Origin of the sequence: Quyinboa sediminis, assembly GCF_042219855.1 — a bacterium.
Taxonomy (GTDB): Bacteria; Bacteroidota; Bacteroidia; order Bacteroidales; family UBA5342; genus JBHJHP01.
Genome location: NZ_JBHJHP010000002.1, coordinates 224,286 through 242,849, shown reverse-complemented (window position 1 = coordinate 242,849; position 18,564 = coordinate 224,286). Strand labels below are relative to the sequence as shown.

General features: G+C 42.0%; 8 protein-coding genes. All 8 read left to right on the top strand.

What is annotated here, in order from left to right:
- Positions 1-62 precede the first annotated feature (62 nt).
- Positions 63-2,426: a beta-L-arabinofuranosidase domain-containing protein gene (locus tag ACE1EF_RS06230; RefSeq protein ID WP_375720132.1), complete on the top strand. Its 2,364-nt coding sequence runs from the start codon at positions 63-65 to the stop codon at positions 2,424-2,426.
- A gap of 117 nt (positions 2,427-2,543) precedes the next feature.
- Positions 2,544-4,676 carry a family 43 glycosylhydrolase gene (locus ACE1EF_RS06225; RefSeq protein WP_375719767.1) on the top strand — a complete coding sequence of 711 codons (2,133 nt, stop codon included), beginning with the start codon at positions 2,544-2,546 and terminating at the stop codon, positions 4,674-4,676.
- An 11-nt stretch (positions 4,677-4,687) separates the two neighbouring features.
- Positions 4,688-7,120 (top strand): glycoside hydrolase family 127 protein, encoded by a 2,433-nt coding sequence (locus tag ACE1EF_RS06220; protein WP_375719766.1) that lies wholly within the window; start codon positions 4,688-4,690, stop codon positions 7,118-7,120.
- 36 nt (positions 7,121-7,156) lie between these two features.
- On the top strand, positions 7,157-9,853 hold the full coding sequence (locus ACE1EF_RS06215) for a DUF5695 domain-containing protein (RefSeq protein ID WP_375719765.1): 2,697 nt from the start codon (positions 7,157-7,159) through the stop codon (positions 9,851-9,853).
- Positions 9,854-9,862: 9 nt separating this feature from the next.
- Positions 9,863-11,098: a glycoside hydrolase family 27 protein gene (locus ACE1EF_RS06210; protein ID WP_375719764.1), complete on the top strand. Its 1,236-nt coding sequence runs from the start codon at positions 9,863-9,865 to the stop codon at positions 11,096-11,098.
- A gap of 17 nt (positions 11,099-11,115) precedes the next feature.
- Entirely contained in the window at positions 11,116-13,347 is a 2,232-nt protein-coding gene (locus tag ACE1EF_RS06205; protein WP_375719763.1) for a S9 family peptidase, read from the top strand.
- A gap of 21 nt (positions 13,348-13,368) precedes the next feature.
- Positions 13,369-14,199 (top strand): hypothetical protein, encoded by an 831-nt coding sequence (locus ACE1EF_RS06200; RefSeq protein ID WP_375719762.1) that lies wholly within the window; start codon positions 13,369-13,371, stop codon positions 14,197-14,199.
- 164 nt (positions 14,200-14,363) lie between these two features.
- Positions 14,364-18,398, top strand: coding sequence for a hybrid sensor histidine kinase/response regulator transcription factor (locus ACE1EF_RS06195; protein ID WP_375719761.1), 4,035 nt, complete (start codon positions 14,364-14,366; stop codon positions 18,396-18,398).
- The last annotated feature ends 166 nt before the right edge of the window (positions 18,399-18,564 follow it).

Below are 18,564 nucleotides of genomic sequence, written 5' to 3'. Positions count from 1 at the left end.
GGAAAATAATGGTGGGAATAATTTTAAATTTTGAAACATTAAATAATTAAAAGGATATGAAAATGCGTCTGGTGAGTAGGATATTTGCACTCATTTCATGTGGAATGATATTGTTAACGGTATCATCCTGCACTAAAACTCCGGAACCTGTTAAAAAAGATGGTTTGGAAAAGATTACATTTAAAGTATTGCCGTTCAAAATAGAAGATGTCACACTTCTTGACGGACAGTTTAAACATGCAACAGAGTTGAATGAACAGATCTTATTAAGTTATGAACCTGATCGTCTCCTGGCAAAATTCAGGAGTGAAGCCGGCTTAAAACCCAAAGCCAAACATTATGGCGGATGGGAGGATGAGACGATAGCCGGTCACAGTCTGGGTCATTATCTTTCAGCCATCACGCTGATGTATGAGTCAACCGGAAATGAAGAATTTAAACGCAGAGCCAACTACATTGTTGATGAATTGTATGAATGTCAGCAGGCCGATGGTGACGGTTATATCGGCGCGTTTCCGAATGGTAAGAGAATTCTGGAAGATGAGGTGGCCAAGGGAAACATCAGGGCGCAGGGGTTTGACCTGAATGGAATCTGGGTGCCGTATTACACCGAACATAAAGTGATGGACGGACTTGATCATGTATATAAGGTATTTGGAAACGAGAAAGCCCTGGAGATTAATATAAAATTTGCAGACTGGCTGGCTACGATCGTGAAAGATTTGAATGACGATCAGATTCAGGAAATGTTGCACTGCGAACATGGTGGAATAAACGAAACACTGGCAGAATTGTATAATTATACCGGAGATGAAAAATACCTTAAACTTTCAAGGGTATTTCAGCATAAAGCCATTATTGATCCGATTGAAAAAGGTGAGGATATCCTTGCCGGCAAACATGCAAACACTCAAATCCCAAAATTTGTCGGATTGGCAAGACGTTATGAGCTGACAGGTGACCAGATGGATCATGACGGAGCTGTCAATTTCTGGAATATGATGGTTCACCACCATAGTTACGTAACAGGCGGAAATGGTAATCATGAATATCTTACTGATCCGGACAAGCTGAACAATGAGTTGAGTAACAATACTACAGAGACCTGTAATGTGTACAATATGCTTAAGTTGTCAGAGCATCTCTTTGAATGGACAGCAGATCCTGCTGTAATGGAGTATTACGAGCGTGCGCTGTTCAACCATATCCGTTCATCACAGCATCCTGAATCAGGACACGTCATCTACAACCTGTCTATTGATATGGGCGGTTTTAAAGTCTATCAGGATCCGGAGTGGTTCACCTGTTGTGTGGGAACCGGAATGGAAAATCATTCCAAATACAGTAAAAATATTTATTACCATAATAACGAAGAGTTGTACCTGGTTCAGTTTATTGCTTCCGAGTTAAACTGGAAAGAAAAGGGACTAAAAGTAAAACAACTCACCGCATTCCCTGAAGAAGAGGGTACCAAACTGGAGTTTGAATGCGAAAATCCGGTTCAACTTGCACTGCAGATTCGTTATCCGCACTGGGCTTTAAACGGTATCGATATTAAAGTTAACGGGAAAAGTCAGAATGTGAGCAGTGAACCCGGAAGTTTCGTAAAGGTTGACCGCAAGTGGAAAACCGGTGATGTGGTTGAGATTAGTTTTCCGTTTTCACTCAGACTGGAAACAATGCCTGATAATAAAAACAGGGTAGCTGTATTTAATGGTCCGGTAGTGCTTGCAGGTGATCTTGGTCCTGTACCTGATCCGGAATCAAAGGATCCGTTATATGTACCGGTCCTGATGACCAAAGATGTTGATCCTTCGGACTGGCTGGTTCCGGTTGAAGGTAAGATCAATACATTTAAACTTACCGACGTGGCTTATCCAAGAGAAGTTGTGTTGAAGCCTTTCTACAGAACACATGACAGGCACTATACAATTTTCTGGGACACCTATACGCCGGAAGAATGGAAAGAAAAGGAAGCCGAGTACAAAGCTGATTTGCAACGTAAGAAAGAGCTGGAGGCAAAAACCATTGATATGATTCGTTTAGGTGAAATGCAGCCGGAAAGAAACCATAAGTTCAGGGATGAACGCACATGGGTTGACGAGTTTAAGGAGCGAAAATACCGTGAAGTCAACCGCGGAGGCTGGATGTCTTTCCAGATGAAGATCAACAAGGATATGCCAACATCACTTGTCCTGGAATACTGGGGTGGATATAATGGCTCAAAAACATTTGATATTCTTGTTAATGATAAAGTTATTGCTACTGAGAATATTTCAGCATTCAACCAGGCAAAATTCATGGATATGGAGTATAAAATTCCTGAAGATGTGACCTCAGGCAAAGATATCATAGAAGTGAAACTGGTTCCGCATAAAGGACACAGGGCCGGGCCACTATTTACAGCCCGTACGATTAATAATTAGTATTTAAAATGGTAATTCATAAAACCAGCTGATTGATATCCGGATCCGGAACAATTAGCTGGTTTTGGATTGAAACATAACACAGTTTTTTCAATTATAATCCCAAAATTTGTGAAGATGAAGCACCGGAAAAGAGCAGGCCTGATTCTGATATTGTTAACCGCATTATTTACTGTTGTTGCCAACCCGTTATTGCCGGGTTATTATGCAGATCCGACGATTAAAAAGTTCGGCGATACCTATTATATATATGCAACAACCGATGGAATTAAGCTGGCATCGGGAGAACCTTCGGTTTGGGTAAGCAATGATTTAAAGAACTGGGTGAATGTGGAAATGGAGATGTCTTTACCGGATGGTCTGACGAATTGCTGGGCACCTGATGTGCTGGAAGGGAAAGATGGACGGTATTATTATTATATGGGCAACTGCCAGTTTGGCTGCAATATTTACGGATATGTTTCAAACTCACCGGTAGGACCATGGGTACCTCTGAATGAAGGGAAACCGGTTATTCCGGTAGGAACGGGCAAAGAACATCTCCCGGCACTGGATGCACAGTTTTTCCAGGATGATGATGGTTCATTGTACGCCTTTTTCGGAACCTGGTGTACATCTTTTGGTGGTATGGGATGGGTAAAGATCAACAGCGATGATATGTTTACCATCGAAGAGGAAGGATTTATTCCCATTTCTCAGATTCCCAGAGCGTTCGAGGCTGCTTATATGATGAAGAAAAATGACACTTACATTTTGATGTATTCTGCCGGCGATTGCAAGCTGGATTCTTACGCTGTACATTATGCATATTCAGATAAACCCACCGGCCCGTTTACATACGGAGAAAATAATCCGATCCTGTCAAGCGATGGTGCGTTGGTTGACGGACCGGGTCACCATTCTGTACTTGAGGATGACGGTGAATATTTCATCGTATATCACCGGCATGATAATCCCCACAGTACCGGTGGTATGTTCAGGCAAACATGTGTGGATAAGCTTACTTTTATTAATGATCACACCATTGCAAAAGTTGAACCTACAGAGGATGGCTTATATGCTCTGGGCGTAAAAAAATCAGGTCCTGAAAATCTGGCACTGGGTGCAAAGGCTGAAGCTACATCATATTATCATTTGAAAACTGCAGGAAGCAGATTTACCGGAAACAAAGCAGTTGATTATGCTTATAGTCCGTCGAACGCTACAGATGGCAGCAATAATACATTGTGGAAAGCTGATGGCTGTGAATTGCCACAATCCCTGACCATAGATCTTGGCAAAACACAATCCTTTGATCGGATATCGACAGATTTTGAATATCCATCTCATTTTTATCAATACAAAACAGAGATATCGAAGGACGGCAAAAACTGGTCGGTTTATGCTGAAAAAACCAACAATAAAGTATCAGGATCACCTGTTACTGACCAAAAGAAGGCCAAAGCCCGTTTTATAAGAATTACGGTTACTGACGTAGAAAAACCGGGCCTCTATGCCGGAATATGGAATGTAAACGTTACAAAAGGGAAGATGGACATCCCTGAATTTCAGCAAATGGTTTCAAATGCGGATAAAGCGCCTCAGCCAACAGGGGAATGCCTGGTAGATATCAGTTTTAAGGATCAGGAACCGGGACAGCTAAATGATAGAGCTGTGCTTAATAAAGGGACACTTAAAGGGGAAATTACCGGAAGAGGGAATGTTGAGATAAAAAATATTGATGGAGTGATGGCTGCCGTTTTTGATGGAAAATCATCGCTCAGACTGGCAGCTGTTCCACCTGAAAGTATGGCCTGGAATGCACCTTTTACTACGGCAGTCTGGGTAAAGAATCCTGAAATAGGACATGGAGAATGCCTTTTAAGCTGGACTTCACGGCGTGATATGTTGCAGGCATCTTATGCTGCCATGTATTACGGAACAGGAAATTACGGCGCAGCAGCTCACGGTGACGGCGCGGTCGATATGTCTTATTCCAAAGTGCCTGAAGCAGACAAATGGCATCATATCGCCGTAACATTTGATGGCATGACAGAAAGTATATATGTGGATGGGAAACTGGATAAGAAGGCTCAACTGATGCTGTTTGTTACGCCTGCGGAAATACATATTGGCGCCTCGGGTAATCCTGATGAGAACTTTTCGGGCAGTATCTCCGGTATCAGATTATATAATAAAAGCATGACAGAGGCCGAAATTAAAGGATTATTATCAGAATCCAATCCGTTTACAAATGCACAACCGAACTAATTAATATGGATATGAAAAAACTGAATTCAAAACAATTTACTGCTTTTGCAGGCGTGGTAATTTTACTGGTGTTTTTTTCATCCTGTAAAACAGAGGTTAAAACTGAAAAGGAAGGCCAGTATCCCATTGAACCGGTTCCTTTTACTGCTGTTCATGTTACTGATCAGTTCTGGGCTCCAAAAATCAAAATCAACCATAACGTGACTATTCCGATTGCTATAGAACAATCGGAGATTTCAGGACGTGTAAAAAACTTTGAGATTGCAGCTGGTGATGCAAAAGGTGAATTCTGTTCTGAGTATCCGTTTGACGACAGTGATATATATAAAATAATTGAAGCCGCCAGCTACTCTTTGCAAACCATGCCGGATTCTGCATTGCAGAAAAAGCTGGATGAACTCATAGAAAAGATAAGGAAGGCTCAGGAGGAGGACGGTTATATTTATACCAACCTTACCATTGCCGAAAAGAATGGTACAAACCCACATCCTTGGGTTGGTGATGGCCGGTGGAATAAAGTGCATGAACTGAGTCACGAGCTGTATAATCTGGGACATATGTTTGAGGCAGCTGTCGCGCATTACCAGGCAACCGGACAACGAAATTTTCTCGACATAGCCATCAAGGCGGCAGATATGCTGGATCGTACCTTTGGATGGGGAAAGCTTGAAGATTATCCCGGTCACCAGGTAGTGGAAATGGGTTTAGTGAAACTTTACCGGGCTACAAATGAAAAGCGGTATCTCGATCTGGCTAAATTTTTCCTTGATGTCAGGGGACCTGGCGGATCAGAATATAATCAGGCACATGAAAAAGTAGTGGATCAGACCAGGGCTGTGGGACATGCCGTTCGGGCTACTTACATGTATTCAGGAATGGCAGATATCGCTGCCTTGTATAATGATGAATCATACCTTCATGCCAGCAGGGCCATTTGGCAGGATATGGTATATGGTAAAACCTATGTCACTGGAGGAATAGGTGCTTCCGGTGGGAATGAAGGTTTTGATGAACCGTATAATTTGCCCAATATGGCTGCATATTGTGAAACCTGTGCCTCTATTGGAGATGTATTCTGGAATTACCGGTTATTCCTGTCAGACGGAGAAGCAAAATATATGGATGTGCTTGAAAGAACCTTATACAATGCACTCATATCTGGTGTTTCATTAACCGGTGACCGTTTCTTCTATCCCAATGTACTGGAATCAATAGGACAACACAGCCGCAGCAAATGGTTTGGTTGTGCATGTTGTCCTCCGAATATAGCGAGACTTTTACCTTCGTTACCCGGCTATGTATATGCGAAAACAGACGATGCTGTTTACGTTAACCTGTATATGGCTAACACTGCTCAGATCAAACTTGGTGACGGGAATGTAACGATAAGCCAGGAGACACAATACCCATGGAACGGTTTGGTTAACATGACCATTAATCCTGAAAACAAGGCCAGGTTCGCTTTAAAATTAAGAATTCCGGGCTGGGCAAGAAACGAAGCCATTCCGGGAGATTTATATACCTTTATGGATGATATCAATCCTGAGGTAACGCTTACTTTGAATGGTAAAAAGATGAAGGTGAAACCGGAACACGGTTATGTTACCATAGATCGGAAATGGAAGAAGGGCGATGTTGTTTCGTTAAATATGCCCATGGAACCACGGGAACTTAAAGCAGATGATAATATTAAGGCGGACGCCGATAAAATGGCCATTCAACGGGGACCATTGATGTACGCTGCAGAATGGCCTGATGTAGAGGACGGAAAAGTGTTAAACCTGATTTTTGACAAGGATAAGGAATTTTCGGTCGAGCATAACAGTCACCTCTTAAATGGAGTTTATACCATCAATGCTCCGGCAAGAATAGCAAGAGCCACACAGACAGGCGGACTTGAATACGGAGAAGAAAAGATCATAAAACTGATTCCATATTATGCATGGAATAACCGTGGAGCAGGTGAAATGGCGGTTTGGCTTCCGTATAACGAAAAGAGTGTACGTCCATTACCGGCTCCTTCAATCGCAAGTAAAAGTACATTATCTGCATCTCGCCCTACCAAAAGTCTTATAGCCATTAACGATCAGTTAATGCCAAAGGATGCCAACGATCATACATGGCCGTATTATCACTGGTGGCCTGAAAATAATGCATGGGAATGGGTGCAGTACGATTTTGATGATGAAGCAACTGTAAATAAGGTTAAAGTATACTGGTATGACGATGGACCGTTTGGAGGTTGTCGCATACCTGCAGAATGGAAAGTGATGTACAAATCCGGTAATGAGTGGATTCCGGTGAAAAATCTTGGTAAATACTCTATTACAAAAGACAGTTGGGATTCTGTGGATATTGAACCGGTAAAAACAACCGGTTTGAGGATGATGGTAAAGTTACCGGAGAAATTCTCAGCAGGTATACATGAATGGGTCATAGAATAAAAACAAAGGAACTAACAGAGGAAAAAATTATACTACATGCAGATCAGACTAAAATACTTAATACTTATACTAACATTAACGGGAACTTTAGTTAGTGCACAGAACAGGAGAAGAGAGAAGCCTGTCCCAACACTGGGACTTGATAGTGGGTATACAGATTATTCCACTCAGCAAATTAAACTGCAACTTGTTAATGCATCACAAACCGTTTCAGAATTAAAAACGGATGAAGGGTTCGACTTCACACCCCATGACAGGTTGGAAGCTCGTTCAGGAAACAGATTTTATCATTTGGGCGATATTAATCTGAGAGTCAGGAGTTGTGGTTGCGAGGACTGGGCAAGCTTTTCCACGGCAGAAAACCGCAAACCGGTTATGTCGTTAAATGTGAATGATCCGGAGGTGCTGGCTGCCTCAAATCTGAACGGTACAATGCCTGAAACATTTCCCTTAGAGCTTACAAGGTACTGGCAGAAAAAAGGGGATCACCTTGTGTTGCGTTTTAAATTAGTGAATAACACAGATAAAGACGTAGAAATAGGCGCTTTGGGTATTCCAATGATATTTAATAATGATCTGACAGGTAAATCATTGGATGAAGCCCATGCGCAGAATGTGTTTTATGATCCTTATATCGGTATGGATGCAGGTTATCTGCAGGTGGTGTCGCTGAAAGGAGAAGGAAAGGTTCTGCTGGTATTGCCCTGGGAAAATTCGCCCTTCGAAGCGTACAGGCCATTGCTTGATGATCCGACACCAAGAGGGATAACATTTGAGGGGTTTCATGAGTGGATGATCCATTCCAAAGCCTGGGCTGATGCAGAATGGGAAGGTGTGGAACAATGGAATACTCCGACCGAAAAGGTGCTGAAACCTGGTGAAGTATACGAGGTTGGGGTGGAGTTTGTACTGGCTGATTCCGTTAAGAATATTGAAAAAACACTGGCAGATCACAACAGGCCTGTGGCCGTTGGTATCCCTGGATATGTATTGCCTGAAGATGTTGTAGGAACACTTTTTCTGAAAGCTGAAAAAGGCGTGAAGTCAATCACTTCAGAACCGGAAGGCGCTCTTTCCGTAACGTTTGATAAGGTAACAGATGGTAATTGGAAAAAATATACGGTAAAAGGAAATCAGTGGGGCAGGGCAAGGCTGTCTGTTACGTATGATGATGGAACGCTTCAGACCATCAACTATAAAGTAATAAAACCTGAAGCAGAAGTTGTGGCAGATAACGGTCATTTCTTAACAACCAAACAATGGTATGAAAATTCGGGCGATCTGTTTGACAGAAGTCCGTCTGTGATAACCTACGATTATGAAACAGGAGAGAAAGTTTTGCAGGATTCACGTTCATGGATTTGTGGTTTAAGCGATGAAGGTGGTGCTGGTGCATGGTTAAATGCCATAATGAAGCAACTGGTTGAACCGGATCCGGAAGAGATCGCAAAGCTGGATTCGTTTGTAAATCAGACATTGTGGGGTGGTATTCAGTACAACAGCGGCGACCATAAATATGGCGTTCGTAAAAGTATGTTCTATTATGAACCGGACAGCATGCCGGCAGGAACATACAGAGATGATATAAATTATAAAACCTGGGCAGCCTGGTCAAAGAAAGCAGCAATGTCTGTTGGCCGGTCCTATAATTATCCGCATGTGGCAGCGGCACACTGGGTGATGTACCGGTTGGCCAGAAACTATAAAGGACTGGTTGATGACAGTCAGTGGCGGTTTTACCTGGAGAATGCCTTTTATACTTCTATGGCTATGGTAGAACAGGCGCCGTATTATGCACAGTTCGGGCAAATGGAAGGGACCGTTTTTCTGTTGATCCTGAATGACCTGAGAAATGAAGGTTTTGCGGATATGGCTGATAAACTTGAAGCAGCCATGAAGAAAAGAGCGGATCACTGGGCCACCCTGAATTATCCGTTTGGAAGCGAGATGCCCTGGGATTCAACCGGACAGGAAGAAGTATATATGTGGTCGCGCTATTTTGGATTCTCTGATAAAGCGATGGTAACACTGAAGGCGATTATGGCCTATATGCCTACTATTCCACACTGGGCATATAACGGAAACGCGCGCAGATACTGGGACTTTCTGTTTGGAGGAAAACTTTCACGTATTGAACGGCAGATCCATCATTACGGTTCAGCATTGAATGCCATACCGGTATTGCATGAATACAGGCTTGAACCGGATAACCTCTACCTGCTTCGTGTGGGTTACGGTGGAGTAATGGGGGCAATTTCAAATATTAATGAAGAAGGATTTGCACCCTGTGCATTCCATTCCTTCCCTTCCACACTGGCCAACGATGGTATCTCCGGCGATTATGGAACAGGATTCTTTGGATATGCGGTCAACAGCGCCACATTTATTACCAGAGACGATGACTTTGGCTGGCTTGCATTTGGAGGTAACATCAGCGAGGATGGGGACTGGGTTACAACCGATTTCACAACGGCATCAAAATCAAGACTTTTTATTGCACCGGAAAACCTGTGGATCACACTGGATGCTGGAAATGTAGATGCGGTAAGATACAATTCAAAAACACATGAAGTAATCCTGGTTTTGGCCCCGGAAAACGATTTTACACCAAAAGCTTTTCTGCGACTGGAAAAGGATGGTAAACCCGTTTCTTCTCTTAAGAAATATAAGAAGGATAGCAGGGGAGCATGGGTTGTGCCCCTGAAGAAAAAATCAGTGGAGGTGAAACTTTAGAAAACAGATATGAAGAACAAATGGCATTACGTCACAGCAGGGCTCGTTTTCGTGCTGATGACACAGGTTCTTACTTTAAAGGCCCAGGATAACGCTGTAATCTCAGCTACTCCGCCAATGGGATGGAACAGCTGGAATAAGTTTGGATGTAATGTCAGTGAGAAACTGATTATGGAGATGGCCGATGCCATGGTTATCAGTGGTATGCGTGATGCCGGATATGAATATATTGTGATTGACGATTGCTGGCAGACGGGCCGTGACAGTTCTGGCAATATCATTCCGGATCCGGAACGCTTTCCATCGGGTATGAAAGCACTGGCCGATTATATACACGATCAGGGACTTAAATTTGGTATTTATTCCTGCGCAGGTTCTAAAACATGCCAGGGAAGACCCGGAAGCAGGGGGTATCAGTTTCAGGATGCCAGGACCTATGCATCCTGGGGTGTGGATTATTTGAAGTACGACTGGTGCTATAATGAAGGTCAGGATGCCAAAGCAGCGTACAAAACGATGAGCGATGCGTTGAAGGAAGCTGGCAGACCAATTGTGTTCTCTATTTGCGAATGGGGTGAGAGTAAACCATGGGAATGGGGAGAAGGCATTGGAAATTTATGGCGGACGACTGCAGACATCAGAGATTGTTATGAATGTACCTTTGACTGGGGAGGTCTTGGTGTTTTGGATATTATTGATAAACAAGCCGAATTATGGCCATTTGCAGGCCCGGGACACTGGAACGATCCCGATATGCTCGAAGTCGGAAACGGAGGGATGACTGAAGATGAATACATCACACATTTCTCCATGTGGGCCATGTTGGCGGCACCTCTCATGGCTGGCAACGATCTCAGAACGATGGGTCAAAGCACAAAAAAAATACTAACGAATAAAGATGTAATTGCCGTTAATCAGGATTCGAAAGGTGATCAGGCGCGTAAGTTCATGGATATGGGGGAGCACGAAATATGGGCAAAACCTCTTAGCGATGGTGAGGTAGCGGTTTGCTTTCTGAACCGGACCGATAAACCGTGGAAACTGGATTACGACTGGAAGAAACATACGATGTATTTTGTACGCGACGTAAGCATCCGCCGGAATGTATATCAGGTATATGATGTTTGGGATCATAAAACAATTGGTGATACAGAGGAACAATTGAAAAAGGAAATTCCGGCACATGGGGTATTGATGGTCAGATTAAAAAAAATAGGTTGTAGTATTCAAGGACATAACGAATAACATATAATTTTTACAGGATGAAAAGGTTAGTAGTACTATTGTTTTTGGGAAGTTTTGTTGCACATTATGCAAGCTTTGCACAGGTGACTGCTGAAGATTATGCCAGGGCAGATTCTACAGCTAAATTCGGAAGTCTGGTTTATAATGCCTATGCTGATGTAAACTGGGTAAAGGATAAACCTGTTTTCTGGTACAGTATAAAGACCCGTAAAGGAACTGAGTATAAACTGGTGGATGCAGAGCATTTGAAAATTACACCGGCCTTCGACCAGGAAAAATTGTGCAAAGCATTGAATGAATCCCTGAAGAAAGACTATAAACCATTTGAACTTAATCTCAGACGCCTAAGGTTCATTAAAGATGGTAAGGCTATTGCCTTTGAAGCAGGTGATAAAAGGCTGGAATGTGATCTGAAAAAATATAAAGTTGACATAAAAGGCGATGTTCAAGGTTGGGGCAACCGTCACTGGGGAGAAACTGACGGGGAGTATAAAAGCGATCCCGTTAAATCGCCTGATGAAAAGTGGGAAGCATACGTAAGGGAATATAATGTTTGGCTGAAGGATTTGAAATCCGGATCCGAAACACAGTTGAGTTTCGACGGTTCTGCCGGAGAGTTTTATTCCGGACATATGGACTGGTCCCCGGATTCCAAAAAAATTGCAGTCAACAAAGTACGTCCAAACGAAAAACACTACATCTATTTCGTGGAGTCTTCACCTAAAGATCAGTTACAGCCGAAACTGGAAAAAAGAGAATACCTGAAACCGGGTGACGCACTTCCGATACTTAAGCCTTGTCTTTTTAATGTGGAGGACTTAAAGCAAATACCGGTCAATAGTCAGCCTTTTGAGAACCAGTTTTCGTTGTTTGGAATTAAATGGTGGCCGGGTAGTGAAGCTTTTACGTTTGAATTCAATCAGCGCGGGCACCAGGTTTACCAGGTAGCCGAAGTTGATGCAGAAACAGGAGACGTTCGGGTAATTATTGATGAGACCAGTAAAACGTTCATCGATTACAGCGGGAAACATTTTCGCCATGATTTGGATAAATCAAAGGAAATCATCTGGGCATCGGAAAGAGATGGCTGGAACCATCTGTATCTGATTGATGCTGCAACAGGTAAGGTAAAAAATCAGATTACCAAAGGCAATTGGCTGGTAAGAGGTGTAGAGCATGTGGATGATGATAACCGGAGCATCATATTCTCTGCTTCAGGAATGAATAAGGGAGAAGATCCGTATTTTATCCATTATTATAGCATCAATTTCGATGGCACAGGATTAAAGGATCTGACACCTGAAAAGATGAACCACGATGCCACCTTTTCGTCCGATTACAAATACTTCACCGATGCCTATTCTACTGTTGATACACCACCGGTTACCGTACTGCGGAAAACAGCTGACGGAACAATACTGAAAACACTTGAAGAAGCTGATATCTCAGATTTACTGGCTGCAAACTGGCGTAAACCGGAGGTTTTTGTTGCAAAAGCAAGGGATGGCAAAACAGACATCTGGGGTAATATTTATTTTCCTACTAATTTTGATCCGGAGAAAACATATCCGATTATAGAATACATCTATGCAGGTCCACAGGGATCATTTGCACAGAAAAGTTTCCGTCCTTACAATTACCCGTTTTCGGGACTGGCAGAACTGGGCTTCATCATAGTTCAGATGGATGGTATGGGAACGTCAAACCGCTCGAAAGCCTTTCATGATGTATGCTATAAAAACCTGAAGGATGCAGGTTTTCCCGACAGAATTCTTTGGATCAAAGCTGCAGCAGAAACACATCCGTTTATGGACACCACGCGTGTTGGTATCTTCGGAGGTTCTGCAGGTGGACAGAGTTCTACAGGAGCAGTATTGTTTCATCCAGAATTCTACGATGTGGCCGTTTCATCCTGTGGCTGTCATGACAACCGCATGGACAAAATGTGGTGGAATGAGCAATGGATGGGCTATCCGATAGGGAAGGAATATGCAGAATGTTCCAATGTGGATAATGCTTACAGATTAAAGGGTGATTTGATGCTGATTGTTGGTGAGGTGGATGATAATGTGGATCCGGCATCAACCATGCAGGTGGCAGATGCCCTGATAAAGGCGAAGAAAGATTTTGAACTGGTGGTTCTTCCCGGATCAAACCATACACTGGGAGGGGATTATGGCGAACACAAACGCAGGGACTTTTTTGTGAAAACCTTGTTTAACCAACTGCCGCCGAAATGGGGGAAATAATATTAACCATAAAAAGATGAAATGATGAAACGCTCAATATATTTAGTCGCATTATTGTATGTTGTACTGTTACCGTTAAGTTCTTACGGGCAGTGTATTGTTGGGGATAAAAATATTCCGCCGGAAATAACAAAACCACCTTTGGTTTTAAAGCTGGATCCGTTTTATAAAAAATACATGGGTGCCAATGGTATTCCTGTCATTTCATCATGGAGGGTACCCGATTCGGCCCTGGTACAGGCGTGGAAGATTGTAATGTTCATGACCAATGATCTGCCTGAAGAAGTGTTGACCCAAATGCAGCATGCAGGGGCAAGGGTCGGTGTCATGGCTCGGTATGAAGGAACTACAGACATCCCTGAACATGCTGATCTGGCCAATGATACCACCTTAAACTGGGATCTCCGGGCCAGAGGGCTGGGAGGCGATATGAATCTGCCCCTGACAACATGTGCAGAGGAAAACCTGTTGTGTTATCAGATCGATAAGTATCATGCAGAAGATATCCTGATTCATGAGTTTGCACATGCCATTCATCTGATAGGGATCGCACCAATTGATTCCACCTTCAACAACACCCTGCAGCAATATCTGGATGAGGCTGTTGCAAATGGCTTGTATGCCAATACATACGCCAAAACCAATATCTATGAATACTGGGCCGAAGGAATTCAGGATTGGTTTAATGTGAATGCTGAAGTGCCAAAAACGGACGGGAAACACAACCAGTTAAATACGCGTGATGAATTAAAACGGTATGACCCGAAATTGTATAATCTCATTCACAGGTATTTCTCGGAATTTGAAGGTTCTCCATCCTGCCATGGAGGACAAAATCTGTATACATTTTAATCACTTCTATTTGATAAAGCGTCAGATTATTCTTCCGATAGTTATAAAAAGTTGACAGAAACATTTAAATTTACAACCTTACAGCATAGCGGTTATGCAACGCTGTAGTTTTGGGATGTGTGTTATGAGGCCAAAGTTTAAATGTTAAAATCTGCCGGTCAGCAATGAAAGTTTTCAGTTGGGTTATAGCTGTTATATTCTTTTTAAATCTGAACCATAATTTACATGGGAAGGATCAATCTGTACAGTTTTATCATTTTACGAATGAGATGGGGCTGCCATCTTCATATGTAAAAAGCATAACACAGGATAAATATGGCTTTATCTGGTTGGCAACACGTATCTCTGTTTCCCGTTTTGATGGTAAACAATTTCAGGATTTTCCGGCCTATGATGAAGATGGCAGAGAAGTTAAAATATTTTGTAATAAGCTGTTTTATTATAATGATTCCCTGCTGATAGCAAGAACAAATCAGGGGAGTTTTTTTGTTTTCGATAATGATCTGGAGACTTTTAAAGCATATGCTTTGCTTAACAGCATTCCGGACATCCAGTCGTTTAACGTTACCCGGAATGGGTTTTGGATCAGCACGTCTAAAGAAATTTTCCATCTTAATCCTGTCTCCGGGGAAAAAAAGAGTATAAATGAATTAATCCCTCAGTTTAAGACAGCTGGCGGCTATACCTATTTATCATCCCTTGGTGATGAAGATCATCTGGCAGTACTGACCAATTCAAATGAGCTGATATGGTTTAGTTTTAGTTCTTCGGTATTCAAAATATGTCCGCTTCCGCAGTTAAATACATCATCTTCGTTACAGTTGTTTTATCTTGATAAAGCAAGCCGGATATGGTTTGGTGAAGAGAATAATGGGGTTTTCAGGTATAATCCTGATAATAACAGCTATCAGCAGTTTTCAAAGGATCAACCTGAACCGTATACAATTCCGCATAATCTGGTGCATTGTCTGAAAGAGGATAATCAGAATCGAATCTGGATAGGGACGGAAGCAGGGATAAGCATCTATGATGTATTACAGGAAAAAAACACAATCTGCAGTTATGATCCCGCAAACCCACAGGGTCTGAATACAGATCCCATATATGATGCTTTCTGCGATAAAGATGGAAATATGTGGCTGGGAACCTATTTTGGAGGCGTTAATTTCTGGAGTGCAAAAGATAAATTCTTCAGGACTTGGAATTCCGGTTTCGGGGACTGGCACCTTGGAGGTAACGTGGTAAGTTGCCTGACAGAAGACAGGAATGGCAATCTTTGGGTGGGGCTGGAAGACATGGGACTGAACAAAATTGATCTGACAACAGGTGAGGTCAGGCATTATACCATGAAAGAAGGGCTGTCTTATAATAATCTGCACGATATTCTTTTTGTTAGTGATACAAAACTCTGGATTGCCACATATACGGGTGGAATTAATATACTGGATACAGAATCGGGAAAAATAGCTCATCTGAATAAAAACAATGTTCCGCAGATTCTTTCTGACAACATTTATTCATTTCTGAAAGTAGGTGACACAGTACTGATTTCCTCAACTTATGGTGTGACTTTGTATGATACTAATAGTCAGAGATTTTCCAGGCTGAAGGATGATGTCTTACGGAATATTCAGATTGAGAGTATGACCAGGACTGGTAACATTCTATGGCTCTCTTCGCTGGAAAATATTTACAGGTACAACCTGGATACAAAGTCAATACAGCTCTTTGATAGAATTCCCGGAATGACAAACATAAATTTTGTTAAGGCTGATTCCAAGGGGCGAATCTGGATTGGTGATTCCTATCAGGGACTCGCCTGTTATGATATAAAGGCAAACAGAATAACAAAGTTTAATACTGAAACTGGGTTTCCCGTTTCATGGATGTTCAGTCTGGAAGAAGGTAACGATGGCTGGTTTTGGGCAAGTAGTGATAAAGGTCTTGTAAAGTTTAATCCTGAGAGCGGTGTCAGTATTTTATATGACAGTAATTCAGGAGTACCATTTAACCAGTTTAACTACAGGGCATCTTTTACCGACAACAGTGGCAACATTTACTTTGGCGGTAACAGCGGGATGGTTTCGTTTAATGAAAAGGAAAATCCTCAGACGGTGAAAGAGAATGGTGTAGTGATGACCGGGTTTCAGTTATTTAATACCTCCGTACGTCCGGGACCAAAGTCTCCGTTGAAAAAGTCGATTAATGAGACCGATAGAATAGTTTTACGCTACGATCAGAATGTTTTTACCATTGAGTATTCAGCCTTGAATTATTCATTAAGTGGAAGAAGTCAGTATGCCTATTATCTTGAAGGTTTTGAAACAAACTGGAATTATGTTGGCAACAGGGACTTTGCAACATATACAAACCTAAGTCCGGGTACTTATACATTTCATGTAAAAGGATCAGGTTATAATGTACAGGAACTTACAAATGATACCCGGTTAAAAATTGAAGTATTACCACCATACTGGCTTACCAACTGGGCCTTTATGCTCTACTTCCTGTTGGCTCTTATTTTTTCATATATCATTTATAAGGTCGGTAAAAATCTGGCACAGTCTAAGGTGCTGATAGAAATGGAACGCCGTGAAAAAGAACACGCCGATGAGATTCATAAAGTTAAACTGGAGTTTTTCACCAATATTTCCCATGAATTAAGAACACCGCTTACGCTTATCCTGGGGCCAATCCGGTATATCATCGATGAGGACAGACTTAGTCCTAACTCCAGGAAAAAACTGCTAGGCGTGGAAAAAAATGCCAAACGGTTATTTCAGCTCATCAATCAGTTGCTGGAGTTCAGAAAAATAGAAAACGGAAAGGAAAAGCTACAGGTTATTGAAACCAATATCAGGTCTGTAGTAGATGAAATCTCGGATTCATTCAGCAACATTGCAGAGTCAAAGGATATTGATTTTGTGACCAGTCTGCCCGTAAAAAATTCCATGGTATGGGTTGACCCCGGCAAGCTGGATAAAATTGTTTTTAACCTTCTGTCCAATGCCTTTAAGTTTACTGAAGCTGGAGGGCGTGTTGAATTTTCTGCCAGCATTGTAAATTCAAAATCACGATCACGCTATGAAAACAACGTCCTGATAATAAAAATATCGGATTCAGGAAGAGGGATAAAACCTGAAATGCTGGATCGCGTTTTCGACCGTTTTTTCCAGATTGAGGAAAACCTGAGTAAAGGTTCAGGCATTGGTTTGGCTTATGTAAAAAGCCTTGTGATTTTGCATAAAGGTGAAATTAAGGTGGACAGTGAAGTTGGAAAAGGGACGACATTTACTGTAAGTCTGCCCGCATCAAGAATAGCATACGATAAAACAGAAATACTTGATCACATCCTGCAGTACGAGCATGCCACTGAGAACAGTGATGCGCTGTTTGACATTAATGAGGAAAAGAAACGGATTGATTCAGATGGATTATCCTCATTGCCATTGGTGATGGTGGTGGAAGACAACAGGGAACTGCTTGATTTTATGAAAGAGGTTCTGGAACCAAACTATCAGGTGGTTACAGCACTTAATGGAATTGAAGCGCTCAAAAAGATGGAAAAAATCATTCCCGATCTGATTGTAAGTGATGTGATGATGCCGGAAATGAACGGCTTCGACCTGACCGGGAAGATTAAAACAAATCTCAATACTTCACATATCCCGGTTATTCTGCTCACAGCAAAGAGTGGCGTTGAGGACCGCATAAAAGGGATGTCAACAGGTGCTGATTACTACATTGAAAAACCATTCTACCCCGAAATTCTTGAAAAGAATATTGAGAACATCATATCTACACGGAAAAAACTGATTGAGCGGTTTAAAAATGATGCTTATGTCCAGATCAGTGACATGGATATATCAGAATCAGATAAGAGTTTCATGGAGAAACTGACGAATATTATCAGAAAGAACATCAGTGATTCCACTATGGATGTCGGTTATCTGGTTAATGAAATGGGATTAAGCCGTTCACTCCTGCACATGAAGCTGAAAGGTCTTATCAACTGTTCCACCACAGAATATATCAGGGCCGTACGACTGAAAGAAGCGGTTAAACTCATAGCCAGCGGGAAATGCAATATTTCGGAAGCTGCCTATGAAACAGGATTCTCCAGTCCCACCTATTTTACACGACGCTTTAAAGAATTTTATGGTAAACCACCACGGGAATACTTTGAAATGAACAATTAATCCGGCCTGGGGAAAGTCGTGTATATTTTATTTAAACAATGTTAAGCATTCTACGTTAACCTAAATAGAGTGGCTTCTGTCACATTTTTGGAAGACCCTGTACTCACATATTTAAGTAAACAGTTTTATTAATTTTTCAGGTACATCGCCTTTGGGCAGATGCTTG